Genomic DNA, 26,212 nt, shown 5'->3' with positions numbered 1-26,212 from the left:
AAGCTCGCAAGGGCCGCCTGAGCCGCCATTATCAAGATAAAACTGCCTTCCCAAAACTAACTGGACAGGCTCCTAGCCCATGGTGTCGATGTCGCCAATCTGGCATCCGTTTGGGCGAGCGCGCTCCATGAGGGCAAAGGTTCTGCGTACGCATTCGGCTAATACAATGTTCAAGTCATTCCGGTCGAACCGTCGATTGCGCTCAGAGAGCTAAGCGACGCTCTGGGGCTGCCATCAAGGCAAGAGTTCTTAAATGCGCTTCCCGGGGCGATCCGGCACGCGGCTTGGCAGCAAGCCAAGCCGATGGTGTCGCTGAGCTCGGCGGGGCGAAAAGATCGCAGCCGGTACACCGGCTGTCCTCAACGGATCCGGCGAAAGTCAAAATTTCGTCGTCCTACAAAGATAACCCACGGCTCGCGCCACGCGGTATTGAACCTTCTCCGAATGAATGCACACCTGTACTGTAAGCGTGTAGGTGCCAGTAGGTGCCCCCACGTAGCGGACGATGTTGGATCGTCAGAGAATCTCCTGGTGATTTGTTTGCCAGGAGCTCATGTGAGCGAAACGTACCTCTGATACCAAGAATTTCGAAGTTATCACGGGCCACACCCAAGCGGCTTGCGGTCAGTCCGGGGCAGAGCTATCGCGACCTGGTCGCGGGAGGTGAAGGAACGGATCGTCGGGGAAACGTTTGCGCCGGGGGCGAACGTGTCGGTGATCGCGCGGTCTCACGGGCTCGATCCATCGCAGTTGTTTGCGTGGCGACGCAAGGCACTGGCCTCGGGACTGGTCGCACCGATTTGTGGGGCGGGAGGCCAAGCGGTCAAGTTTCTGCGGTTTGATACGGTGACGAGCGACATGGTGGAAATCGTAATCGGCGACGTTGTGGTCTGTGTCAGCAGCGAAGTGGAGCCTCAGCGGCTTGCTGCCGTAATCCGGACGGTTCGGCAGGCATGATTCCCGCGGGCGTTCAGGTTTACCTGGTCAGCACGCCGGTCGACTTCCGCAAGGGACCGACCGGCTTGATAGCGCTGGTGCGGGATCGTGGGGCCGACCCATTCAGCGGCGAGCTGTTCGTGTTCCGTTCGAAACGAGCGGATCGGATCAAGGCGGTTTGGCGGGACGGCAGCGGCGTGTGCCTGTTTGCAAAGACGCTTGAGGAAACAAAGTTCTGCTGGCAGAAGATTGCGCCGACCCGGGTGCGACTGAACCATGCGCAGTTGCTCGCGCTGATCGACGGGCTGGACTGGACGAAGGTGCGTCCGGTGGGTGTCAAGCGCCCGGAATCAGTGGCCTGACAACCTGCGGCGGTTGAATCAGGGCGGCTGAAAGGCTTGGGAGATTGGCGGCGACTCTACTGTGCGGCGACTCTACTGTGATGGCGGCGATGACGACGCCCCCTTTTGCAGAGTTTCCGACGAGCCTTGCCGAAGCCCATGCACTGATCCTCGCCTTGCCGGAAGGGCGGGCGGCCATCGAGGCCGAGAACAGCGGCATCGCCTCTGACGGCGGCGAACGCCGATCTTGCCGCGGTCCCAGGCGGCCGACGCGCGGATCGTGGAACTGACGGCGATCGTGAAGATGTTGGAGCGCACGCTTTACGGCACGCGCTCGGAACGCTTGCGCAGCGACACTCCCATCGATGAGCAGATCGCCTTCGTATTGGACGAGATCGTCACCGGGGTGGCGGCGATTGAAGCCGAACCGGCCCAGGCAGGCGGCCAGGACAAGTCGAAACGCGCGTCGCGGCCGCGCAAGGAGTTCGGTGCGCATCTGGAGCGTGTGGAGATCGTCGTCGAGCCCGAGGTGCCCCCTGGTTGCGAAGGGTTGGAGAAGGTCCTGATCGGCGAGGATGTGTCGAGGCGGCTGGACGTGACGCCGACGAAGTCTGCATGATCGTCACCCGCCGCCGAAATACGCCTATCGCAACCGCGACGGCGTGGTTCAGGCTCTGATCGAGAGCGGCCTTCCGACCGAAGCGCTTCTCGCCCAGATGGCGGTGGCCAAATATGCCAACGGGCTGGCGCTCTACCGGCAGGAAGCGATCTGCGCACGTGACGGCGTCGATCTCGACCGACCTTTGATGGCGCAATGGATGGGCAAGGTCGGCTTCGAATTGCAGCCACTCGCCGACTACGCGGCGGAGAAGATCAAGCAGGCTGAGCGGATCTTCGCCGATGAGACGACCTTGCCGACACTGGCTCCGGGATCCGGCAAGACGCAAAGGCCTGGCTGTGGTCCGCTATGCCACACTGCCACACCCAGACGCGCCGCCCTCGAGCGCTCTAAGCGACGGCCGCGTCGAGATCGAGTCACCGTCGAGCGGGCAATCCGGCCGCAAACCATCACACGAAAAAATGGGCTCTTTGCGAGCAGCGGCCGGACCTGGGCGACCATCGCCACGCTTCTGCAGACCGCGAAGACGAACGATGTCGATCCGCTCGCCTGGCTCACGCAAACTCGCGAACGGATCGCGCAGGGCTGGCCGATCTCTCAGATCGATGCTCTCATGCCATGGCACTTCAAACCCTGGCCGCCTCAGCTTGGCGCTTACGCTGTACGAGGCTCGGAGAGCGAGGACGTGTCGAATAGAGGGACGTCAACGTCGGTCCTTCGAGAGGATTGCAACCGCCGGGCCGCTGAGCTGCCTATGTCGAGTGGTCGCTCGATCAGATCGGTGGCCAAGGAACTCGGTCTGCGCGATTCTGTGCTCAGGCGCGGGGTGGAGAAGCTTCGGCAGCAGCGGCTGCTCGGTGCCGCGCCAGCCTGCCGCTCAACCTGCTCTGGATTCGCAACGTCATGGTCGTCGGCGCCGACGGGCGGGTGCAATGCTCGGTGCTGAATGCCACTAACGCCGATATTCGGCAAGGTCCATCCCGACAGCGATCAGCGCTTCGGCAGTCCACGGGTCCATACCGTTCTGCGGACGCAGGAACCTCCGCCGGCATGGAGGCACTGCCAGCGGGCAGCCGCCCCGACGTCCGCGGCGTCATCTCGGACTCCGGGGGGCGAGGTTCGTCGGAATCGCGCTGATCGCAACAAAAGCTGCAAGGTGCGCCGATTTGCTGCAGAATTTCGGAGTTACGACGGCCCAGATCGGGGAATTTCGACCTCGTGTGCTCGTAATATTTTCGTCAAAAATCGAGATAGCTGCCGAAATCTGGCACCTAATAGTTTTGCCGATGGAGTGGACGCCGCTCGTATCTCAGCCAGATCCGAACTGAGTACGAAGATCAGCACCTAGAGGGCTAATTGGATGCAGTACGCTGCTTGGCCTCACGTAAGGGGCGACCTTCCGTCCGCAAGGCGAGCCGCTGCGGCGTTTCTAGATAATCTGGCTCTCGAAGACAAATCTGGAGCCACAGATCGGCAGAACTGGATCGCAAGATGGACGCGTATTGGAGAGGATCACTGCCTTCTTGGTGACCGAAATATCGGAAACGGCGCCTTGCATGAGGCAACCGAGGCCTGGCTTTGTGCACTAACTGCCTTTGAAGTTGTTCGGCGACTAGTTGATGAAGATGATCCACAAAGTGCAGACGCTTCGGCCAGAGTGGAGGCCGGCATTCAGAGGTTCGAATTATCTCTGGAGCAGAAGATAGAGCCGGTACAAATTGCGTGCTGCGATCGAACCGAACTGCCGGCCTATTACTTGCCGGCCGGTAGTCCCGATTTATGCGCCCCGGCAGTCATTTGCATCAGCGGAGAACAAGAATCAGGAACGATGCTACTCGGAAGGCTCCTGCCCGTGGTGTCTGGGCGGGGCATGTCGCTTCTCGTTATCTCTCACGATGATATCTCAAATCACTCGCGCCGCCAGTCGGACATCCTGTCTTGCTGCTTAGATTATCTATTAGATCGACCGGAGGTCGACGACGCTCGGATCGGCGTCTATGGTGAAGGATTGTCGGCCGTTCTGGCTACAGACTTCGCTGCTTCTGATCACCGCGTTGCTGCGGCAGTTTGCGACGGTGGTCTTTGGAATTGGACACGGATTCTGGCGTCTGTCGGTTGGATGACGAGGGCTGCAGACGTAGTAGACGAGGGCGTAGTGTCGGTGCGTCGCGCACAGATCATACGACAGTTGAGATGCCCTGTTCTCGTAGTTGCCGGTGGGCGCGGCATCGTGAGTGTGTCGGAAGCGATTAAACTACAAGCTGACTGCATGGCGGCACCCATCGGTATCGAGTTGGCCATACCGCGGATGATCGGGACCCTCGAGGGGGAGGTCGAAAATTTCGTGGCTTCTGACGATTGCATCTTCAGATGGCTGGAGCAAAAGCTGGGACGACATTCCGCTCCGAGGTCTCGCTGACGATACTGCTGTGTCTTAGGTGGTCGGATCGTGAGATGTTTCGCGATCCGACCCTGCGGACTTGGCGCAGCGCTACCGGCGAGCTCGGCTTGCGTCGATTCGTGCCTACAATACGCCTATACTTAATTTTTGAGACGCCAACCGACTATTCTTGGCGATCGCGGTTAGCCGTTTGTTGAGATAATCAAGTGACGCATCATCAAGCCCCTCAAACATTGTCGAGTTCAGGGCTTGTCTCTTGATGGAGAGCTTCGTGATTTCCGTCTGCGCCTTTTCAGTCAGGCGCATCTGAACGAACCTTGCGTCCTCAGGCGACGGTTCACGGGCCAAGAGCTCCATCGCCTCCAGTTTCTTCGTTTGATTGGTAACGAAGGCCGGGTGGATTCGCAGCTTATTTGCCACCGATATGCCGGAAACACCGCGACCTTCGTCGAGTTCGTCAATAGCCATCAGGATTAACCATTGCGGTTCGGTTATTCCTAACATCTCAGCCCAACTCTTGTGTATCCCCTCAAGTTGAGAGTGGATTTCGACGATGTTCCAGACGAAGTCCCTAACGGCCCTATCGAGTTCTTCTTCAGCCATATTGGTCTTTCCGCCACAGCTCAGTGTCACCCAACGCGCACAGGCCATCCCTCATAGCGGTAAGCCACTTATCCGTCTTGGTCCGCTCGTAAAAGATTGCGCAAAGCATAGGCGCTATGCCAAAAGCGATTGACTGTTACAATTAATTTCATTTAGTGGTATGCTTCATCGTTTTGGCTCTTGAAGCGGCGGTCATCTCAGATCCTTAACTGGAACCTCCGGGAATGCCTCCCCCGGAGGTTTTTCTTTACCGTTTGGGGCGCTCGTGAACGAATTCCACCCTCAACGCGGTCTAGTGTTGCAAAATTGAGACGCGTCTCAACGAACAAGCGCTTCGCTGAATTAATTAATTGTAAAAATTAATTTTTATAATTATGGTCGGATTGACAGCGAGGGGGCGCCTCGAGTCGTTCCGTCCAGCGCCGGCCTTGGTGAGGCTCGCAGCGGCGGATCTTTGAAGGACGGAAACGACGTTTCCATTTGGAGGTTCATGATGAAATTGAGTCTAATCCTCAGCTCCGCAGCGGGTCTGCTCGCAGTAGGTGGAGCGCAGGCTGCTGATCTGCCCGTCAAGGCCAAGGCGGTCGAATACGTGAAGATCTGCTCGCTGTACGGCGTCGGCTTCTACTACATCCCAGGGACCGATACATGCATTAAGCTGGGAGGGTACTTGCGGGTTGAGACGGCGCTGAACACCAATGGGGTCTACGCGTCAGGGCGAGTGAACGGCGTGGCCGGAGCTAACAACCGCCTGAGCAACTATTACACTTCTCGTTCTCGTCAAGGCCTCAGCATCGATACACGCACCGCGACCGAGTATGGTGTGCTCCGCACCTACTTTGATGGCGTGTTCACCTGGACCTCGGGTGGCTATAGCGGTACCGGTGCTGGCGGTACCGCCTACGCTGGTGACTTCATCGCGGGCGGCTCGCTGGGCGTCTACAACGCCTTCATCCAGTTCGCTGGTTTCACGTTGGGCAAGGCGACCTCGCAGTTCTCCAGCCCTTGGCAGAACTATCCGGGGAACAACTTCGACGGTTTGCCGGGCGGCGGCGGCTGGGACCCCGTGAACCAGTTCACCTATACTGCGGACCTCGGCCAAGGTATCTCGGTTGCCTTCTCGGCCCAGGATCAAGTCCAGCATGACACGACTAATATCTGGAACGTGAGCGGCGCGACGCCCGCAGGTCTCGCCACCGGTACGTACGGTGCCAACGACATCGGCGGTTCACGCGCTCCTGACCTCGTCGCCAGGCTTCGCGTTGACCAGGTTTGGGGTCTATTCCAGGCGTCCGTCGCCGCGCATAACAACCATGCCGGCTACTATGGCGCCTCCGAGGTCACCGGCCATCCGGACGACAAGTGGGGCTGGGCTGGTCAGCTCGCATTGTCGATCAAGAACATCCCGACTGGTGCGGGTGACGCGATCAACTTGCAAGGCGTGTATACGAACGGTGCAAGCCGTTACAACTTTCAGCAGTATGCCCCGACCATCTACGCGATGTACGGTGGTACGGGCTTGGCGGGTGCTTACCAGAGCGTCGGCCTCGCTGGTCTGTCAGACTCCGTGTTCGTGGCTGGCGCTGGCCAGGAGTTAACTACGACCTATGGCTTCAACGGTGCCTACACCCATAACTGGGATCCCTACTGGAACACCGCGGTCTACGGTGGGTGGGCTGCTGTGCGGTACAATGGCACGGCCAAAGGCTACATCTGCGGCGCCTTCGTCGCAGGCCTCGCGCTTTCTACCGGAGTTGCCGGCTGTAACCCCGACTTCAACTACGGGGTTGTTGGTCTGATCACGCGCTGGACACCGGTCAAGAACCTGACCTTCTCGGCCGATCTGGCTTACACCATGCTCGACCAGAAGTACGCGGCCGGAAGCGCGGTGGTGTTGCCGGTGCAAACAGGTATCGCCAAGCCCGGCGCCATCTACGAACTGAAGGACCAGAACACGGTGAGCCTGCTGCTCAGAGCTCAGCGCAATTGGTGAGTTTGTAAGACTAGCAGAAGGAGAAAAGGAGCGGCTCTATAGATCTAAGTTTAACCTCCAAGAAGGCCTCCGGCATGCCCGCCGGGGGCCTTTTCAAGTTCCAAGGGCTTTGCCGCATTGGTGTTCATCGGCCCTTTCGACGATGTCGTTGCCCTCGGTGGTTGAATTATGCGTCACCCGATTGCCTCAACGATCGAGGGTGGTGGCTCTCCTGCTCCTTCCGGTGCTTCGCCAATCGTCGCTTACGCGAGCCGGCGGTCGACTCCGAGCAGTCAGGCGCCCCGATCTTACTGATTCCGATCCTACTGACCTCCTTGACTGGCGTTTCCGCGCACGCCGCTAACCAAACGACGATGGGCGCCCGTCTCGCTGTTGACCAGAACAACGCACAAGGCGGTGTACCTGGGCTCGAGATTTCGCAGCCGACACTCAGGACTAAGTCATCCATGCTGTCACGAGGATGATCCAACGACCACAGGAAAATGCTCTTGTTCGCGGCGGCAACCGAATCGAAACAACGGCTCAGGTGCGCTGCCGGGACGCGGGACATTGTGGCGCTACATCCGTACAACTGCTCGATCTTCCTTATCGTTCTTTGGCGATTGGCCTGTGTAGCTTTGCGCCACGTTGATGTTCCAAAGCTCAGGTGTGGTCCCGTGCCAACCTCCACCCGGAAAAGTAATAGCTTTTGCATGAAAGCTCGCCAGTTCCCCAGTAGAGCGCACAATTTCAGCATGAATGGCTCTGAATTAGAGGAATTCGCCTTAGATGCCCGGTAATGTCGGCGAAAAGAAAAAAGTTTCCAGTCGACCAAGACTGGCCTCGGGGGAGTGAAGCAATGAGCCATTTGGTGAACTACAAACGCCTCGTACCGGCCTCTCGGTCCGCCCTCGCAATTGGTGGGCTGGATTCTATTCGTCCGAAAGCGGCTAAGCCAAATATCGGGGCTTCAAGAAATCTCATCAGTAGATCATCGCGGGCGCATCTTCGATCATGGCGATGGATGCCAGCGCCCCTTTTCAATCCCATTCTGGATGGTGATACGCCAGAGTGCGGGAGCTTCGAGATCACGAAGCAGGCGATCGTTTGAAGTCCGGTCCCGCCCCTGCAGGTAGCGGTGTGGGGGACAGTAGAGCTTTCCAAGTCAACCATTCGAAAGGAGATTACCTTGCCTATTTCTCGACGAGACCTCATGAAGACAGGCCTAGCTGCCGGCGCGGCCATATCGATCCCTTCAGTCTTGCGGGCGCAGAAAGCACAAACCGCCGCGCGGACGGTCCGCATGGTGATGTCCGGTGACCTCCGCGTCTTCGATCCAATTTCCACGACGGCGACCATCACCTTTGACCATGGTCTGGCGATTTACGACACGCTATTCGCAGCGGATTCCAGGAATATGCCGCAGCCGCAAATGGTCGGAAAGTGGGGTGTTTCAGACGACAAGAAGACCTACACTTTCGAACTCCGAGATGGTCTAGCCTGGCACGACGGCACTTCCGTCACCGCCGCCGACTGTGTGGCCTCGATCCGTCGCTGGGCTCAGGTAAATGCCGGCGGACAGCTGATCATGTCGCGAGCCAAGGATGTCTCCAAGAAGGATGACAAAACCTTCATGATCGCGCTCAAGGAGCCCCTGGGACTTCTAATTAATATCCTGGCGGACCCCGGGGATCCGGGACTGTTCGTCATGCGCGAGAAAGATGCGAGCCGCCCGCCAACCGAGCAGGTGACCGCGAATATCGGATCTGGACCCTTCAAGTTCAATCATGGTCTTGCTAAGCCGGGCGCGAGCTTCACCTACGATCGCAATGAAATTTACGTGCCGCGCAAGGAGCGGCCCGACGCATTGGCCGGCGGGAAGGTTGTCAACGTCGATCGTGTCATCTGGGACAATATCGGCGATCAGCAGACTGCTTTCGCAGCATTGCAAGCGGGAGAAATCGATTTCATCGAATCTCCGCCCACTGATCTTTACACGGCCATAGAGAGCGACCCGAACCTTGAACTGGAAATTCTGAACAAATCAGGCAACGACATGCTCATCCGCATGAACTGCCTGCAGAAGCCGTTCGATAACGTGAAGGCGCGCCAGGCGATGCTTCACCTGATCGATCAAGAAGCTTTCATGCGCGTCATACAACCCAACCCAAAATATACCCGCCCCCTCACTTCTATGTTTGGAAACGATACGCTCTATACCAATGACGAAAATACGGGATGGTACAAGAAGGGCGGCAACCCGGAAAAGGCCAAGCAGCTCATCAAGGAAGCGGGATATGCCGGCGAGAAGGTGGTCATTCTCGACCCCACGAATGCCGCCTGGGCCCACATTCCCTCTCAGCTATTGGCGGCCACTCTGCGTAAGATTGGGATCAACGCCGAACTTGCGCCGATGGACTGGGGTCAGCTTGTCACGCGCCGGGCGAACAAGGGGCCAATTGAGGAAGGCGGTTGGAACATTTTTATCTCGTCTTATTCCGATAAGAATCTCGGTGATCCGATTGGCGCCGCTTTGTTACTCGCGAATGGCGACAGGGCCTGGTATGGTTGGCCAAAGAACGACGAATACGAAACGCTTCGGGCGAAGTGGGCAGATGTCGAAACGCTAGAAGAGCGCAAGACACTGGCCCGCGCCATGCAACGCGTATGGTGGGACTTCATCGGCGCGGTTTTCTTGGGTCAGTTTGTCACACCTGTCGCGCGCCGCAAGACGCTTACCGGCCTTATGCCGACGCCCGGAGCTGCCCTCCCGATGTGGAATATGCAGAAGGGCTGAGGCACAATGGCCACTTACATCCTGCGCAGGATGGTCTCGACCATAGCCGTCATGGCTATGGTCGGAATTTTTGTTTTCCTGCTTCTCCGACTCTCGCCCGGCGATCCGGCGGCCATCATCGCCGGTGATACAGCGACGCCACAGATGATTGCCAACATCCGCGAGCAGCTGGGGCTCAACGATGCGTTGCCAGTTCAGTTTGTACGCTGGGCACGGGATATCCTCGGAGGCGATTTCGGGACATCGATTTTCTCGGGACGCCCTGTTCTCCAACTGATTTCGCAACGGCTAGAACCGACCCTTTCTCTTTCGGTCTTGACGATGGTTGTTTCAGTGACGATCGGCGTCACATTCGGCGTATTTGCTGCGTGGAGAGCTGGCGGTCTTATCGATCGCTTACTCTCCGCCTTTGCCACCATTGGATTTTCTGTCCCGGTCTTTGTCGTTGGCTATTTCCTCGTCTACCTATTCGCTATCAAGGCGCGGTGGCTTCCGGTGCAAGGATATCAGGCTATCGATCATGGGCTAGCACCCTGGTTTGTCCATCTGATCCTGCCTACGGTAACGTTAAGCGTCCCGTATATTGCTTTCATTGCCCGGATCACGCGGGCAAGCATGCTCGAAGTTCTGTCGGAAGATTATATGCGAACGGCGGCCGCCAAGGGCGCCTCCGCATATTCCATGCTTTTCCATCATGCTCTTAAGAACGCAGGTGTACCAATACTGACTGTGATCGGCATAAGCTTCGCGTATTTGATTGCCGGCGTTGTCATTACTGAAACTGTGTTCAACATACCTGGTGTCGGGCGATTGGTAGTGGATGCCATCAACAACCGCGACTATCCCATCATCCAGGCGGTTCTGATCCTCTGTTCGGGTATGTACGTGCTTGTCAATCTAACAATCGATCTTGCCTACACGCTGATCGATCCTCGCATTCGGTATTGATATGGCTTTCATCTCCGCCCCGGTTGAAGCCGTGCCAATAGGCCGGCTGCGAATATCCGATCTTCCCCGTCTAGGAAGGCGGCACCCACTTGTGTTTGCAGGCGCTGGCCTCCTCGCATTGTTGATCGCTCTGTCGCTCGCCGCCCCCCTGTTTTCAGGCGATCCGCAGAACATGGATCCATTCAAGCGCCTCCAGCCTCCCTCTACTGAGCTGTGGTTGGGCAGCGACAATCTAGGCCGTGACGTCTTTGCAAGAACCGTGTTTGGCGCCCGGATCTCCCTCTTGGTGGGATTGATTTCGGCCGCTGGCGCTGCTTTCGGCGGGCTTCTGATTGGTGTGATGGCCGGCTATAGTCGCCAGTTCGACAATATCGTGATGCGAGTCATGGACGGCCTGATGTCGATCCCGACGATTCTGCTGGCCATCGCCCTTGTTTCTCTAACGGGTCCGGGAATCGGTATTCTCATCGTCGCCATCACGGTCCCCCAAATTCCAACAGTTGCACGGTTGGTTCGTTCTGTGGTTCTCGGCGTTCGGGAGCGTCCCTATGTGGAAGCGGCGGTTTGCGGCGGGGCGCGCCTTCCGAAGGTGCTCTGGCGCCACATCCTACCGAGCACCATTCCACCGCTGATGGTTCAGAGCGCCAATGTCTGCGCGAATGCGATTTTGATAGAGGCCGGGTTGAGCTTCCTGGGTGCGGGCGTGCCTCCCATGATTCCCAGTTGGGGCAACATGATAGCAAGTTCTCGCTTGTATCTCGCTATCGCCCCCTTGACCGTCTTTGCCCCCGGCATCTGCCTTGCCGTCACGGTTCTTGCCATCAACCTGCTCGGGGATGGCTTGCGCGATCTCTTCGACCCCCGCTCAAAGCGGCGACGCTGACATGCAAAGAGAAAAGATGACCCGGGATGACGTGCTTCTCGATGTTCGGGACCTGGAGACGCATTTCTATGGAGAAGAGAACGTCACACGCGCCCTGGGCGGCATCAGCTTCCAGATTAGGGGCGGAGAAACGCTCGGTGTCGTCGGTGAATCCGGATGTGGCAAGAGCGTCACCGCTCTTTCGATTCTTCGTTTGCTGCCTAAGCTAACCGCCAAGACCGTCGGCGGCGAAGTCCGCTTTCACGGACGGGATCTCTTGAAAATGTCCGAGCGGGAGATGCGACAGATCCGCGGCGACAGGATCGCCATGATTTTTCAAGAGCCGATGACAAGTTTGAATCCGGTTCAGACCGTTGGGCACCAAATCGCTGAAGCCGTCCAAATTCATACGAGCGCATCTCGGTCAGAAGCGATGGGACGGGCGTTAGAGATGCTTCGGCTTGTCCGCATCGCGGACCCCGAGCGTCGCCTTAAGAGCTACCCTTACGAAATTTCGGGCGGCATGCGGCAGCGCGCCATGATCGCCATGGCCTTTGCCTGCTCACCGGAACTCCTGATTGCTGACGAGCCAACCACTGCGCTTGATGTTACTATCCAGGCGCAGATCCTGCGCCTGATCATCGATCTGCAAGAGCAGATGGGAATGGCCGTGATGTTCATAACGCACGATCTGGGCGTGGTCGCTGAGACGTGCCAGCGTGTCATCGTCATGTATGCGGGCCGGATTGTAGAGCAAGCGAGCGTTACAGATCTGTTCGCTCGGCCCTCGCATCCCTACACCCAGGGGCTGATGCGATCGGTACCCGATCCGCGTCGCGGCCGCCGGCATCGGCTTCCAGAAATTCCCGGCATTGTGCCGAGCCTTCGCGAGCCCATTGTCGGGTGCAGCTTCGCGCCTCGGTGTCCGTTCGCGATAGGCATGTGCCGCGAAAAGACACCGACGATGCGTGATCTCGGGCAGGGCCATGCCGCGGCCTGTTGGCGCGCTGAAGAGGTAGTCGGCGCATGACGGGTCCTCTGCTCAAAGTCGAAAATCTGACCAAGCACTATCAGCTTGACAGGGGATTCTTGAGAAAATCTGGCCCGCTGGTGCGAGCGGTCGAGGACGTATCCTTCTCGGTGGAGACGGGAGAGACGCTCTGCATCGTCGGCGAATCGGGCTGCGGCAAGTCCACCGTCGCGCGACTCCTGATGCGCATCGTGGAGCCAACCGGCGGGCGCGTATTGGTTGACGGGGCCGACATTACGAGCCTCAAGAGACATGAGCTTCGTCCGTATCGCCGTCGGATGCAGATGGTCTTTCAGGATCCATACTCATCGTTGAATCCGCGCCTGACTGCCGGACAGATCATCACCGAACCCGTCGAAAATTTTGAGCATCTCAACCGGGCGGAACGCCGAGCGCTCGCCGCCGACCTTCTACAAAAGGTCGGAATGTCGCCTGAGATGATGCACAGGCTCCCGTCAGAGTTCTCGGGCGGTCAGCGGCAGCGGCTCGGCATTGCCAGAGCTTTGGCACTCCAGCCGCCACTTATCATCGCCGATGAAGCAGTATCAGCCCTCGATGTTTCAGTGCAGGCACAGATCCTGAACCTGCTCATGGATCTCCAGCAGCAGCTGGGTATCGCCTTCGTTTTCATTTCGCATGATCTGAGCGTTGTGGAGCATATCGGCCACCGTGTTGCGGTCATGTATCTTGGGCGGATTGTCGAGCTAGCTCCCAGCGAAGCCTTCTTCGCAAAGCCGGTCCATCCCTATGCCGAGGCGCTGATCGCGGCAGCTCCGGTCCCGGACCCCACGCGGGTTCGGCTGCAAGTGCCCGTGGAGGGTGAGGTGCCAAGCCCGATCAATCCACCGACAGGGTGCGCATTCCACCCGCGCTGTCCGCTCGCGGTCGAGCGCTGCCGCGTCGAAGTCCCGCGTTTGGTGCCGATGCCGGACGGGCGTGCCGCCGCGTGCCATGTCCGTGCACCAGCCACAGACGTGACCGATCAGCGGGGCATCTCGGTCGCAGGCTCTTCGGCCTTCGCCATAGAACGGCAGAACCTTTCCATTGGCATCCGATGAGACGGGCTTTCGCGCCCGAAATGAAGACCTTGGTCCCGCTTCCGAAAGGCTTCTGATGCGATTGTACTTTATCACTTCCAACGCAGGACATCGATACAGCGGCGAAGGCAGCAGCTCGCAAACGAGAGCCGCCAGCCGAATCCTGCTTTGTGCCCGCTAAGAATATGCAAGAGAAGTAGATTCGCCTTTAAAGACTTGGAGTACGCTTATGAAAGAGCTTGTCCGGCCCGTGGTCAACGACGTGAAGAACGCAATGCCGCTCATGGGGGCGCTTGAATTTGATGGAAAGCAATATCTCGACGGGCACGCGTCCGATCCGCGCGAGCTCGGTTGGATGCGGGGAACGCCGCCGACAGCAGATAAGCGTATCACTTTCGAAAGCGACAGCTTCATGGATTTTCCGCAAATCCGCTGGTCGCTCTCGCATCTTCGCGAGCTTGTACCGACGCTCAATATCTGGCGCGGGCAGGGTGGACCGTCGGCGCTCGATCGTAGCGACAAGAGTGCCGATATCGGCGCGCTGACGTTCACGGACATGGACGGCCGGCAGCGCCGGTTTGACGAGGCCCTTTTCGACACGTACACGGACGGTATTGTAGTTCTGCATCGCGGGCGCCTTGTGTATGAGCGCTACTTGGGTGCGCTTGAGCCTCATCTGCCGCATGCTTGCTTCTCGGTCACCAAGTCATACGCGGGCACGCTGGCTGCAGCCTTCGTAGACCAAGGTCTTCTCGATGATACGAAGATCATCCCACATTACCTGCCCGAGTTGCGCGGCACGGCGTGGGAGGACGCCACGTTGCGCGAGGTGATGGATATGCAGACCGGCTTGGCCTACTCCGAGGATTACGTCGATGAGCGTGCCAGCAATCGCGTATATGGGCGAGCGTGCGGTCTGCGGAAGCGACGGGCGGGGTGCGACCAGCCGCGGAGTTTGTGCGACTACCTGCGCACGGTCAGCAAGGAAGGCGCACACGGCAATGCCTTCGCCTATAAGACGGTGAACACCGAAGTGATGGCCTGGGTGATGGCACGCGTGACCGGCCGCTCCTTGGCACAGCTGCTTCACGAGCACATTTGGGCGCCGCTCGGCTGCGAGGAGGACGGTAGTATTGTCGTCGATCCAGATGGCATGGCGATGGCCGGCGGCGGCTTGTCAGCAACTTTGCGCGACATAGCGCGCTTCGGTGAGTTGATGCGCTGTAATGGCTCCTGGAACGGAAAACAGATCATTCCCGCGTCCGTCGTGGACGACGTGCAAAAGGGGGGCGATGCCACCAAGTGCCAATACATGCCTCAACCCGGCTACTCGTATCGCAGCATGTGGTGGATATCCCACAACGAGCTGGACGCCTTCGAGGCGCGAGGCGTTCACGGTCAGCGCGTTTATGTCGCGCCGAAGGCAGAGATGGTTATTGCGCGCTTTGCGTCTCACCCAGTGGCGTCGTCCGCTCACGGCGACCGAATCACGTTGCCGCAGATGTTGACGTTGGGCCGACTGCTGCGCGATAGCCAGTAATGAGCGGACGCGCGTGCACCGCGCGCGCTCCGCATGAAAGGCTGGCAGTTCTCGATGCACTCAGGAGAGGATCTGCGTCGCAGTTCACTGGCTTGTGCCAACTCCGGCGACGCGGCAAACAGCCTTCGTTGAGAAAAACCGAACTCGGGAGAAACCTATGGGAAAGCAACTGCAGGAGAACGATTCTCACTCGGTTTCGCTCGGTGACAGTTACGATACGGCTGGTTCGATCGCGACGAACGTCGCGGATGGCTTCACGATGGTAGCGGTTGGAGATCTGATCGTGACACGGCCTCTGACCAAAGGTAAGCATCAGGGCTTCGATGTCGTCGTCAAGATTCTTCAAGACGCTGATGTCACCTTTGGCAACATGGAAACGAGTATCTTCGATATCCGATCGTTCAGCGGAAGTCCGCAGGCCGAGTACGGCGGTGCCTATCACGTCAGCTTGCCGGCGCTCGGGCCTGATTTGAAGGAGATGGGCTTCAATGTCGTCGGCCGGGCGAATAACCATTCGCTCGATTGGGGCGTTGAAGGCATGCGTGAGACGAGCCGAGCGCTCGATGAGAACGGTATTATACATGCAGGTGTAGGCGACAATCTCGCGCAAGCCGGCGCCGCTCGCTTTCTCGAGACCGCGCGCGGTCGTGTGGCGTTGCTGTCATGTGCGTCATCTTTCACGCCGTTGTCTCGTGCCGCCGATCCCGCAGGCGAGGCGTCAGGCAGGCCAGGACTAAACAGCCTTCGCTTGGCGCGAAGCGTCGTTGTACCGCCGGAGATGCTTGAGGGCTTGAAAGGGATAAGCAATGCCTTGCCCGGCCCGAGGCCTGGCCATGATGATCCGGAACGGGTCGTGGTCGCTGGAACGACCTACAAAGTGGGCGATAAGGCCGCTTACAGCTACGAGGCGAGCCCGCGCGATGTGGCCGGCATTCTACGAAACGTTCGCCAGGGCAAGCAGTTTGCCGATTTCTGCATCGTCACAAACCATGGCCACGAGCCTGGTAATTGGAGCCAGGAGCCGCCTGATTATGAGCGATCGTTTGCGCATCGGCTAATCGACGCCGGCGCTGACGCCTATATCTGCCATGGACCACACCAGTTGCGAGGCATCGAGATCTACAAGGGCCGGCCGATCTTTTACAGCCTTGGCAACTTCATCATGGATGACCTCCGTACACCGGTGGGTGCTGACATGTTTGCCGCTTACGGTAAGGACCCGCGGATCGACACGGACGCGGAGGTAACAGCCGAGGAAATGGGCCGAGGGTATGAGACCGATCCAGGCTTTTCAGACCCGGTCTTCTACGAGAGCATAGTCACAGTCAGCCGATTTGAACAGAACCGGCTTGCCGAATTGCGGCTCTACCCGATCGAGCTCGGTCACTCAAAACGGTTGGCGAACCGGGGCGTCCCGCGACTCGCGGACGCGCAGCAAGCAAAGGAAATTCTGGAGCGTCTACAGAAGCTGTCGGAGCGATTTGGTACCCAGGTTTTCGTAGACAATGGCGTGGGCGTCATCAGAGTTGGATCCAGCTTGCCGCGATAAGCGGCTTGGATACGCAAATTGCGGCTCGAGGGCGTGCAGTCCACGCAAGGAGGATAAAGGTCATGGCCTTTACGATCTTAACCGGCGAGTTCCAACATGAGAGCCACTCATTCAGTCGGCTGAAGGCGGACTATCAGTCCTTCCTAAATCGTGCCTTGTACGTTGGGAACAGTGCCGTCGAGGCGCGGGGCGATGCCAATACCGGCCTTGCCGGCTTCCTGGACGTTGCGCGCAAGCATGGCTCAGCTGTGGTCCACAGTGTGAGCGCGTTCGCCGAGCCGTCGGGCCCGGTGACGACGGACGCCTTCGACAGGATCGTCGGCGTCATGGTCGAGACCGCCAAGCAGAACAGGGACCGGATCGACGGCGTACTTTTGGCCCTTCATGGCGCCATGGTGACCGACTCCATGGAGGATGGCGGGGGTGAAATGCTGGAGCGGCTCCGCGAGGTGCTCGGCCCGAAGGTGCCGATCGCCATCACTCTCGATCTGCACGCAAACGTAACCGAGCGCATGTGCGAGCTGGCCGACATCGTCGTCTCGTTCAAAACCTATCCCCACGTCGACATGCGGGAGGTCGCCCGCCAGGTGGCCGAGATCCTGCACCGGACCATGGCAGGCCAGATCACGCCCAAGACTATCTGCGTTCATGTCCCAATGCTGGCGGAAACCAATGGCTGCCGGACCGATATCGGGCCGATGATCGATTGGGTAGCGAAGGCGCGAGCTTATGAACGGGAAAGAGGCGTGTACGCCGTCAGCATCAACAGCGGTTTTGCGCTGGCCGATATCAATGAAGTGGGGCCGACTGTCCTGGTGACTGCGGAAGGCGACATGGACTGCCACCGCGATTTCGCGCGCTCAATTGCCAAAGAGATCTGGGAGCAGCGTCGCCTTGTGCTAAACCGTCTCTACAGCATTGCTGAAGCAGTGGAGATCGCAAGAGGTTACCCCAAGAGCACCGGGCCGCTCGTCATTGCCGAATCCTCAGACAATCCAGGCGGCGGGGCCTATGGCGACGCGACCGAGCTTCTGCGCGCCATGCTGCAGGATAACCTCGACGAGACCTGCTACGGGCCTATGGTTGATGCTGAAGTGGCGGCAGAACTACACTGCCACCAGCCCGGAGACCACGTCGAGATCATGCTCGGCGGCAAGACCGATCCATCATTCGGTGGCCCGCCCTTGCGCCTTTCCGGCACTTTGGTCGGCCTATTTGATGGCCGCTTCCGTGGCGATGGGCCCATGGTGGGCGGTCTCGAGCTCAGTTTTGGGCCGAGTGCGGTGGTCCGGGCCGACGGTCTCTCCGTCCTGGTGGTGACGTATCCGATCCAGATGCTAGACTTGCAGCAATTCCGAGCCATCGGCATTGATCCCGCTAAGCATCGTGTGGTGGCGCTCAAGTCCAAGCAGCATTTTCGGGCGGCTTTTGCCCCAATCGCCGGTAAGATCATTGTCTGTGATGGAACCGGGCTGACGACCAAGAAGCTCAACCGCTTTCCCTATCGCAACGTGCCGCGCCCGATCTACCCAATAGACTCAGACACGACGTTCCAGGCGTGAACTTCAGTCGGAGGTCGCAGGCAAGATACGCGGCACTTAGCTCGTAATGCCAGCCAATCTCCTTGAGGTACTTAGGGTACTGCGTGGAGAGGATTTTGCGATGAAGTTGTGCGGCAATACCGAGTAAATCGCAGGATTTGCACACAAACAGTGCGGAAGCCAGCCGAATATCGTTTGGCTTGCAGAGTAAGTTGTAATGGACGTCCCCGTTCAAGCGGCGCGGATGAAGAGGTTCAAGCCGATGAGCGCACATAGTAACAGCTTTCTGTCGGATGCCGAGCGTGACGCGGTGGTTGAACTGCGTCGTGCCATGCATCGCGAGCCTGAGCTCTCGAACGCGGAATGGAAAACGCAGGAGCGGATCCGTGGCGTACTGCAGCGCTTCGGTCTCATGGGAGCAGAGACCTTCCACACGACTGGCCTCTACGTCGACATCGAAGGCACCGCCTCCGGTCCCAAACGATTGGTCGCGGTCCGCGGCGACATAGACGCGCTTCCGATCCAGGAGGCGCGCGAGGATTTATCTTACCGCTCGCAGGTCAGTGGCGTCATGCATGCCTGCGGTCACGACATACACAGCTCCATCGCGCTCGGTACTGCGCTCGCCTTCCACCGGCTGCGCCACAATTTCGCAGGCAAGGTGCGGGTCTTCTTTCAGCCAGCTGAGGAGGCAGAGCCGGTCGGCGGACGCACAGTGCAGGAAGAGAAGTTGCTCGACGGTTTCGACCGGGCCGTCGGCTTCCACATCAGCCCTGAGATTCCCGCCGGCATGTTCGGCGCCCAGGAAGGCGCGGTCACCAAATCCGCCGACCAGTTCAAGCTCACCATTACCGGCAAGATGGCGCACGGTGCGTCGCCGCACAACGGCATCGACGCGATCGCCATCGCCGCCGCCTTCGTCAACGAGGTGCAGAAGGTGGTTTCCCGCGAAATGCCCGTTGACGATGGCGCGATCGTCACGATCGGCACGATCCATGGCGGCGAGGCGACCAACATCATCTGCCCGTCGGTCGTGATGGAGGGGGCGATCAGGACCAGCAGCTCGGAACGACGGCCGCTGCTATCCCAGCGCGTTCGCGAGGTGGCCGAAGGGGTCGCGACAACGCACCGCGGCCAGGCTGAATGCATCATTCGCAGGGGCGAGCCCGCGGTGGTAAACGATGGCGAAATGGTCAGCCGATTTCGGCAATTGGTTCATGATACGGCCGGCCGCGATGCTTTCTTCAATGACAGGAGACAGCCAGGAGGCAGCGATGACTTTGGCTTCTATGCGGCGTGCGTGCCGTCTATCTACTTCTGGTTCGGTAGCCGCGCGCCAGGCAACGAATCGTATTTGCACACGCCAACATTCGGAGCCTCCGATGATCTCATCATACCGACGACGGAGCTCACCGTCAGATACATCCTTGATCTGCTGAATTCCTGAGATTGGTGGCGTGGCATTGACCAGCACTCAAATTTGTTTGAAAGGGAGACAAGTGTTCCAAAGCACGATGATGGACGTGCCGCTCTCGCTTAACCACCTGCTGGAGCGCGCGGGCAAGATTTTTTCCGGTAGCGAGATTGTCTCGCGGTTGCCCGACAAGAGCCTGCGCCGGCACACCTACGGTGAGTTCTATCGGCGCACACGCTCGCTCGCGTCGGCGCTACAGCGGCTTGGTCTTAAGAAAGGTGACCGCGTTGCCACGCTGTGCTGGAATCACCATGCTCACCTGGAGTGCTATTTCGGTATCCCAGCGGCAGGCGGGGTGATGCACACGCTGAATTTGCGACTGACGCCGGACGACATCGGCTGGATTGCGGGAAACGCTGGCGATCGCTTCCTGATTCTCGACGATATCCTGTTGCCCTTGTACAAGCAGTTCGCGCATTTGCATCAGTTTGAGCGCGTGATCGTCTTCCCGTTCTCGGGCGGCCGCGTTCCGCCGGACATGGAAGACTACGAAGTCTTATTAAATCACGCGGATCCCGAGGCTTTCGAGTATGAGGTCCACGAAGAAACGGACCCAGTCGCAATGTGCTACACGTCCGGCACGACCGGCCGTCCGAAAGGCGTGGTGTACTCCCACCGTTCGACGATCCTGCACATGCTTGTCGGAAGCCTCGGCGAGTTTTGGGCGTTGCGTAGCACTGACGTTCTGCTGCCCATCACGCCGATGTTCCACGTAAACGCCTGGGGCATTCCTTATGGCGCAGTGAATCTGGGTGCGAAGCTCGTGTTCCCAGGACCGTACCTGCATTCCGATGACATCCTCGATCTGATGCAGGTCGAGCCGCCGACGTTGGCCTTTGGTGTGCCGACAATCTGGATGACCTTGTTGCAGACCTTTGAGGCTTCGCAAGCCGAAGGCTCGCCCTACCGTGGCCGGTGGAAGTTGCCGAAACCACTGCGAGCCGTGACGGGCGGCGCAAAGGTGCCCGAGTCATTGATTCGCGCTCTCGACGCCCACGGCGTGTTGATCGAGCAAGGATGGGGCATGACCGAAACGTCTCCTCTTTGCACCAGATCATACGGACGGGCCGAACTCCGAGATGCCGGCAAAGAGGAGAAGTACCGTCGTGCCGCCATGGCCGGTGTGCCTGTGCCGCTGGTCGAGCTACGGCTGTGCAGCGATGAAGGTGAGCAGCCCTGGGACGGGAAGAGCGCAGGCGAGATTCAGGTGCGTGGGCCGTTCATTACCGGCTCCTATTATGATACGCCCGTCACGCGCGATAAGTTCACCGAGGACGGCTGGCTGCGTACCGGCGACGTAGCCTCAATCGATCCGCTCGGGTTCGTTCGTATCACCGACCGTACAAAGGACCTCATCAAATCAGGCGGGGAGTGGATCAGCTCGGCCGATCTTGAGAATGCGTTAATGGAGCATCCCGCGGTCGCCGAAGCAGCGGTCATCGCGATCCCCAACGAGAAATGGAGCGAGAGGCCGCTCGCTTGCGTCGTACTCAAGCCCGGTAAGCACGCGCACACGAAGGAGCTCATCGGGCATCTGTTGGCGCGCAACTTCGCAAAATGGCAATTGCCCGATCGCTACGAGTTCATCGACGCAGTCCCACGAACGTCGACCGGCAAGTTTTGGAAAGCGAAGCTACGCGAACGATTTTCCGCAGTGAGCATTCCTCGCCATCGCTGACTGGCACATCCATACTCCCAAACATCATGGTGTCGCCGCCGCCCTGGCCCCTCAAGCGGGCCACCGCGTCGATCCCGATGAACGATCAAATCAATGCGGCGAGCATCGAGCTCACCGAAGCGCACGGCCAGTCGGCTTTCCTGTCAAGCATACTTTCGCTAACAGATGTTCGCAAGCAGCGCAGCGCCAGCGTGGACCCAATGCCTTGGCAAAGGTAAGGCGCACCGTCCCCATAAGTTCGGTGTCAGGGGGCTCGGTCGCAGCGCGCCAGCGCAGCCGGTCCGTCGGCTATGTGAAGGCATTGACTAGCCCGTCCTATTCGTGAGACTGCGGTTTTTTGGCCCGATTGATGCGGCCGCACATCTCATCTGACGAGGCGCATAGGATTGCCTTCGGCTTTTTGCCGCCTGACGACCGGTACTTTGCAACGCGCTTGAGGGATGGGTTGGGTGAACGGGGGCGCACGCCCATCCGGTCAAGGACCGAGCGGCAGCAGCGCGCCAGGCAAGCAGCGGATCAGGTCGGCTTCGGGACATGCCGCGGCGAACGCAAGGCGAATGTGGCTCGTGGTCTCGACGACACGGGCGGCGATTTTCAAGAGCCGAAGACGCAGCGTCGCGAACTCGGCAGTGGCCAATTCCCGGACTTTGGGAATGGCGTCGCGCACGGTCAGCATCAGCCAATAAGCGGCTGTATGGAGCACGAGACGGACCTGGTTGGCGTGCGCCGAACGGCAACTGGTGCGATCGGAGGCGAGCTGTGTCTTATGCAGCTTGATCAGATTCTCGGCTTGGCCGCGCGCGCAATACAGGCTGTCGTAGATCCACTCGGCCGAGCCGACATTGAGGCTGGTGACGACGAAACGGATGTCGAGGCCGAGCTTCGTCGCCTCAATACGGGCGACGGTGCGCCGTTCGCGATCCCAGGACTGTGCCTTGTGGCGCGTCTCGGTATAGCCGCGTAGAACCGGCAGGTTCTCGATGGCGCGTCGCGTGCGGATGTCGTCGGCGATCTCGTCGGCTTTTTTGGCGAGAGGCTTGGTGCCGGACAGACCGAAGATGTAGTCGATGCCGTTGTTCTCGCACCACGTCATTGCCTCCGGCCGAGCATAGTGCCCGTCGCCACGGAACGTAATTCGCGTGTTGTGCCACCGCGTCCGGATATGCCGTATCAGGCGGCGCAGATGGGCACGCACCTCGACGCCGCCCGGCGTCTTGCCGGGCCGCAGCACGACCGCCACGGGCCGGCTCTTCTCCGTGTCGTAGACGTGGATCGGCAGAAAGCAGCGTTCGTCATAATGAGCGTTGAACAGCGAGAGCTGCTGATGGCCGTGGACGACGTCGCAGGTATCATCGATGTCGAGCGTGACAGATGCCGGCTCGCGTGGGTAGCTATCCATCCATGCGTCGACCAAAATGTAGGTCAGTCGGATCACGGTATCGCTCCGGCGGAGGCCGCCTTGTGCGGTTTGGCGGTTCGTCTGAGGATTTGACCTTAAGTCTAGCCTTAAGGTCATGTGGCGAATGCAGGTGAAGGTATTGGGCGCTGAACGTCGGCGCCGATGGAGTTACGACGAGAAGGTTCGTCTGATTGAAGAGACGTTACGGGGTGGCGAGACGGTGTGCGGCGTCGCGCGCCGACATGGAATGGCGCAGAGCCTGCTGTTCACCTGGCGTCGGCAAGCGCGTCAGGGTCGCCTAGGCGGCGAGGCCGTGCCGGCTCTTGTTCCTGTCGAGATCGCTTCCACGCCGGCTCCGGCACCCGCGTTCGGGCCGCAGCCGTCTTCGCCTGCTGCGCAGCCTCCAATGGCCGGAATGATCGAGATCGAGCTTGGCGGCGGCTGTCGCGTGCGAGTTGACCGGGAGGTTGACACTGAGGCGCTGCAGCGGGTGCTTGAGCTTCTGAGGCGGCGATGATCCCGATTCCGAGCGGCGTCAGGGTCTTTCTCGCCACCGGTCACACGGACATGCGCCGCGGCATGCAGAGCCTGGCGCTTACGGTTCAGGAGAGCTTGAAGCGCGATCCTCATGCCGGCGATCTTTATATCTTCCGGGGCCGGCGCGGCGATCTGGTCAAGATTCTTTGGCATGATGGGTTGGGCATGTCGCTCTACGCCAAACGCCTCGACCGTGGCAAGTTCATCTGGCCCTCGGCCGTGGCCGGCGCGGTGTCGATCTCAGCGGCACAGATGGCTTATATGCTCGAAGGCATTGACTGGAGGAATCCTCAACAGAGCTGGCGGCCTGCGAGCGCGGGCTGAACGAAGAAGTTGCGGCTGTTGGCATTTTGGGGAGTCACAACGCATCCAATCTGTGATTCACTGCTTCGCATGGACGCAGATCGCGAAGCGATTCCGGATGACATTGCTGCCTTGAAAGAGGCGCTGGCGATCGAGCGCGCGAAGGCGTTAGAGGTTGCAGCGGAGCTCGCGGTGGCCCGCGCGAAAGCCTCGGAAGACAGCGCGCTGATTGCCCAGCAGAAGCTACGGATCGCCAAGCTCGAGCGGCAGATCTACGGACAGCGGTCGGAGCGATCATCGCGGCTGATCGACCAGTTGGCGCTGACGTTCGAAGAGCTGGAAGCCGACGCCACGGAAGACGAACTGGCAGCCGAACGGGCTGTGGCCAGGACGACGACCGTGCGCGGATTTACGCGGAAACGCGCCGAGCGCCAGACATTCCCCGAGCATCTTCCACGCGAGCGGGTGGTGATCGATCCGCCGACGGCTTGCGCGTGCTGCGGCAGCAATCGCCTGCGCAAACTCGGTGAAGACGTGACCCGGACGCTGGAATCGGTGCCGCGTCAGTGGAAAGTAATCGAGACGGTGCGGGAGAAGTTCAGCTGCCGCGACTGCGAGAAGATCAGCCAGGCGCCAGCGCCGTTCCATGCCGTCGCAAGAGGATGGGCCGGCCCCAGCCTGCTGGCGATGATCATGTTCGAGAAGTTCGGCCAGCATCAGCCCTTGAACCGCCAGGCCGAGCGCTACGCTCTCGAAGGCGTGCCGATCGCGTTGTCGACCATGGCTGACGCCGTGGGATCGGTCTGTACGGCGCTTGATCCCCTGCTTCGCTTGGTCGAAGCCCATGTCATGGCGGCCGAGCGTCTTCATGCCGATGATACGACCGTGCCGGTGCTGGCCAAGGGGAAGACCGACACGGGACGGTGTTGGATCTACGTCCGGGACGACCGGCCATTTGGTGGTGCGGGACCGCCAGCGGCGATGTTCTACTACTCGCGCGACCGCAAGGGCGAGCATCCCCAGGCGCATCTGGCCCGGTACGCGGGCATCCTGCAGGCCGATGCCTATGATGGGTATAACCAGCTCTATCTGGCGGGGCGGGTCCCTGGACTGATCCGGGAAGCTGCCTGTTGGTCGCACGCGCGACGCCCGTTCTTCGCCATGGCCGATATTGAAGAGAATGCGCGGCGCAAGGCCGCCGGCAAAAGGGAAATCCCGCTCTCTCCGATCGCGATCGAGGTCGTGCGCCGGATCGATGCGCTGTTCGAGATCGAGCGATCCATCAATGGCAAGACCGTACAAGAGCGTCTGGATGTTCGACGAACGCTGAGCCGGCCCCTGATCGAGGCGCTCCAGGTCTACATGCGGGAGCAAGTGGCCAAGCTCTCCCGTGGGCACGACCTGGCCAAAGCGTTCAACTACATCCTGAAGCGATGGGCGAGCTTCACTCTGTTCCTTGAGGATGGGCGCGTGTGTCTCTCCAACAACGCCGCCGAACGGGGGCTGAGAGGCATCGCTCTTGGGCGAAAGTCCTGGCTCTTCTGCGGATCCGATCGCGGCGGACGACGCGCCGCGGCCATGTACAGCCTGATCGTCACGGCCAAGATGAACGGTGTCGATCCCCAGGCCTGGTTGGCTGACGTCCTCGCCCGTATCGCCGCCCATCCGGCTCATCGGCTGGACGAATTGCTGCCCTGGAATTGGACCCCGTCAACGTCAGCAATCTCAGCCCGAGCGGCATGACCATGCACGTCAACAAGGTCTATCGCGTCACCACGATCAATCGCGTCGCTCAGGACCTCGGCGAGGACGAGGACTGGCTGTCGGACGTCGCCAGCGAAATGGACGCCGAGGATGGCCGCCTCTGGGTCTACGGTGTCGGAGAAGACGGCGTCATGGCGTTCACCGACTTTGGGATCGAGACCTTGATGGAGCTCATCAGGATCCACAAAGAGAACCCTCATCTGCTCAGACGCCAGGATTAGAACACGTCTGCGGCCTACGCCGGACGGATACGGATCACGTCGCGCAGGCGCGGAGCATTCTCCAGCCGCGACAGCGTCGGTTGGGAACACAAATCCCGGCCCGTGTCCGGGAGGCGACCGCAGGCCAGCTTGAATGCCGGATCGGACCTCAGATGATCGAGGTCGTCGGCGTCCTCGTAGCCGCAGCAGATCGCGAACATGCGAGCGCGGAACATATCGACAAGGCTGTGCACGACCCGCGTCGGATCGCGCCGATCCGGGAACACCCGGGCCAAATTGTCGGCCAAGCCGAGACGCCGCTCGGCCATCGCCAAAAGCATTACGCCCCCGTTCGAGGTCAGGCGACCGCCATCGAAGGCAGCTGTGACTTTCTTGGCGTGAACGGCTGGAAACGAGAATGGCAGAATCGTATCATCGGTCATGGCGGGCGTGGCGTTCGCGGTTGACGGTGATGGGTTGGCTTCGCAACCGAATCCTACGCCGCATCAGCGCTTTACACCACGCTCGCCAGCCGCTCAGGCGCACTCTTGCGAATAAGACGGGCTAGACGACCGATTCCATGAAATCTGCGTCATGGATTAGGTGGATTGATGGAACGGACGGGCTGTTGGCGGATTCCTCGTTTGCGGTCGGCGAAACGAGGAGCTGTATCATGGCAGG

19 protein-coding genes and 3 pseudogenes are annotated in these 26,212 nt (G+C 59.6%); 19 read left to right on the top strand and 3 right to left on the bottom strand.

Annotated features, from left to right (window positions below):
* The first annotated feature begins 618 nt into the window (after positions 1-618).
* The 4 genes and pseudogenes from KJQ96_RS41530 (at position 619) to KJQ96_RS34675 (ending at position 4,315) form a co-directional block, all read left to right on the top strand.
* A complete protein-coding gene (locus KJQ96_RS41530; protein ID WP_375293237.1) occupies positions 619-957 on the top strand; it encodes a transposase in 339 nt (112 codons plus the stop codon).
* Entirely contained in the window at positions 954-1,298 is a 345-nt protein-coding gene (tnpB, locus tag KJQ96_RS34685) for an IS66 family insertion sequence element accessory protein TnpB (protein ID WP_213290726.1), read from the top strand. Before KJQ96_RS41530 ends, tnpB (KJQ96_RS34685) begins: the two co-directional genes overlap by 4 nt.
* Before the next feature lie 89 nt (positions 1,299-1,387).
* Positions 1,388-2,530 (top strand): annotated as a pseudogene (locus KJQ96_RS34680) (transposase); the annotation flags it as partial.
* Between the two features lie 918 nt (positions 2,531-3,448).
* The gene (locus tag KJQ96_RS34675) at positions 3,449-4,315 is read left to right on the top strand and encodes a S9 family peptidase (protein ID WP_213290725.1); all 867 of its coding nucleotides are present in this window, start codon (positions 3,449-3,451) and stop codon (positions 4,313-4,315) included.
* 105 nt (positions 4,316-4,420) lie between these two features.
* Here KJQ96_RS34675 and KJQ96_RS34670 read toward each other — a convergent pair whose 3' ends face one another.
* Entirely contained in the window at positions 4,421-4,900 is a 480-nt protein-coding gene (locus KJQ96_RS34670) for a MarR family winged helix-turn-helix transcriptional regulator (protein ID WP_213290724.1), read from the bottom strand.
* Between the two features lie 493 nt (positions 4,901-5,393).
* On the opposite strand from KJQ96_RS34670, the gene KJQ96_RS34665 reads away from it, so the two are divergent.
* From KJQ96_RS34665 to KJQ96_RS34615, 11 genes are all read left to right on the top strand, one after another.
* Positions 5,394-6,893, top strand: a complete 1,500-nt coding sequence (locus KJQ96_RS34665) for a porin (RefSeq protein WP_213290729.1) — start codon at positions 5,394-5,396, stop codon at positions 6,891-6,893.
* Between the two features lie 1,192 nt (positions 6,894-8,085).
* Positions 8,086-9,669, top strand: coding sequence for an ABC transporter substrate-binding protein (locus tag KJQ96_RS34660; RefSeq protein WP_249734870.1), 1,584 nt, complete (start codon positions 8,086-8,088; stop codon positions 9,667-9,669).
* 6 nt (positions 9,670-9,675) lie between these two features.
* Positions 9,676-10,617 carry an ABC transporter permease gene (locus KJQ96_RS34655; protein WP_213290722.1) on the top strand — a complete coding sequence of 314 codons (942 nt, stop codon included), beginning with the start codon at positions 9,676-9,678 and terminating at the stop codon, positions 10,615-10,617.
* A 1-nt stretch (position 10,618) separates the two neighbouring features.
* Positions 10,619-11,500: an ABC transporter permease gene (locus tag KJQ96_RS34650; RefSeq protein WP_213290721.1), complete on the top strand. Its 882-nt coding sequence runs from the start codon at positions 10,619-10,621 to the stop codon at positions 11,498-11,500.
* Position 11,501: 1 nt separating this feature from the next.
* Positions 11,502-12,509: an ABC transporter ATP-binding protein gene (locus KJQ96_RS34645; protein ID WP_213290720.1), complete on the top strand. Its 1,008-nt coding sequence runs from the start codon at positions 11,502-11,504 to the stop codon at positions 12,507-12,509.
* Positions 12,506-13,567 (top strand): ABC transporter ATP-binding protein, encoded by a 1,062-nt coding sequence (locus tag KJQ96_RS34640; protein ID WP_213290719.1) that lies wholly within the window; start codon positions 12,506-12,508, stop codon positions 13,565-13,567. The genes KJQ96_RS34645 and KJQ96_RS34640 overlap by 4 nt, the downstream gene beginning before the upstream one ends.
* Positions 13,568-13,775: 208 nt before the next feature.
* On the top strand, positions 13,776-15,086 hold the full coding sequence (locus KJQ96_RS34635) for a serine hydrolase (protein WP_309142515.1): 1,311 nt from the start codon (positions 13,776-13,778) through the stop codon (positions 15,084-15,086).
* 157 nt (positions 15,087-15,243) lie between these two features.
* Positions 15,244-16,635, top strand: coding sequence for a CapA family protein (locus KJQ96_RS34630; protein ID WP_213290718.1), 1,392 nt, complete (start codon positions 15,244-15,246; stop codon positions 16,633-16,635).
* A gap of 62 nt (positions 16,636-16,697) precedes the next feature.
* Positions 16,698-18,197, top strand: a complete 1,500-nt coding sequence (locus KJQ96_RS34625; RefSeq protein ID WP_213290717.1) for a M81 family metallopeptidase — start codon at positions 16,698-16,700, stop codon at positions 18,195-18,197.
* Between the two features lie 241 nt (positions 18,198-18,438).
* On the top strand, positions 18,439-19,623 hold the full coding sequence (locus KJQ96_RS34620) for a M20 family metallopeptidase (protein WP_213290716.1): 1,185 nt from the start codon (positions 18,439-18,441) through the stop codon (positions 19,621-19,623).
* 10 nt (positions 19,624-19,633) lie between these two features.
* Positions 19,634-21,328: a long-chain-fatty-acid--CoA ligase gene (locus tag KJQ96_RS34615; protein ID WP_213290715.1), complete on the top strand. Its 1,695-nt coding sequence runs from the start codon at positions 19,634-19,636 to the stop codon at positions 21,326-21,328.
* A 475-nt stretch (positions 21,329-21,803) separates the two neighbouring features.
* On the opposite strand, the pseudogene KJQ96_RS34610 reads toward KJQ96_RS34615, so the two are convergent.
* Positions 21,804-22,766 (bottom strand): annotated as a pseudogene (locus tag KJQ96_RS34610) (IS1380 family transposase); the annotation flags it as partial.
* 85 nt (positions 22,767-22,851) lie between these two features.
* Here KJQ96_RS34610 and KJQ96_RS34605 point away from each other — a divergent pair.
* From KJQ96_RS34605 to KJQ96_RS34590, 4 genes are all read left to right on the top strand, one after another.
* On the top strand, positions 22,852-23,244 hold the full coding sequence (locus KJQ96_RS34605) for a transposase (protein ID WP_213290714.1): 393 nt from the start codon (positions 22,852-22,854) through the stop codon (positions 23,242-23,244).
* Entirely contained in the window at positions 23,241-23,588 is a 348-nt protein-coding gene (gene tnpB / locus KJQ96_RS34600; protein ID WP_213290713.1) for an IS66 family insertion sequence element accessory protein TnpB, read from the top strand. The genes KJQ96_RS34605 and tnpB (KJQ96_RS34600) overlap by 4 nt, the downstream gene beginning before the upstream one ends.
* Positions 23,589-23,657: 69 nt before the next feature.
* On the top strand, positions 23,658-25,310 hold the full coding sequence (locus KJQ96_RS34595; RefSeq protein ID WP_213290712.1) for an IS66 family transposase: 1,653 nt from the start codon (positions 23,658-23,660) through the stop codon (positions 25,308-25,310).
* A complete protein-coding gene (locus KJQ96_RS34590) occupies positions 25,307-25,552 on the top strand; it encodes a hypothetical protein (protein WP_202639116.1) in 246 nt (81 codons plus the stop codon). The genes KJQ96_RS34595 and KJQ96_RS34590 overlap by 4 nt, the downstream gene beginning before the upstream one ends.
* Positions 25,553-25,578: 26 nt before the next feature.
* Here KJQ96_RS34590 and KJQ96_RS34585 read toward each other — a convergent pair.
* A pseudogene (locus tag KJQ96_RS34585) lies at positions 25,579-25,974 on the bottom strand (transposase); the annotation flags it as partial.
* Positions 25,975-26,212 lie beyond the last annotated feature (238 nt).

The organism is Bradyrhizobium sp. sGM-13, assembly GCF_018398875.1.
Taxonomy (GTDB): Bacteria; Pseudomonadota; Alphaproteobacteria; order Rhizobiales; family Xanthobacteraceae; genus Bradyrhizobium.
The sequence above is the reverse complement of the archived record's forward strand: the minus strand, read 5'-3'. Positions and strand labels throughout refer to the sequence as shown.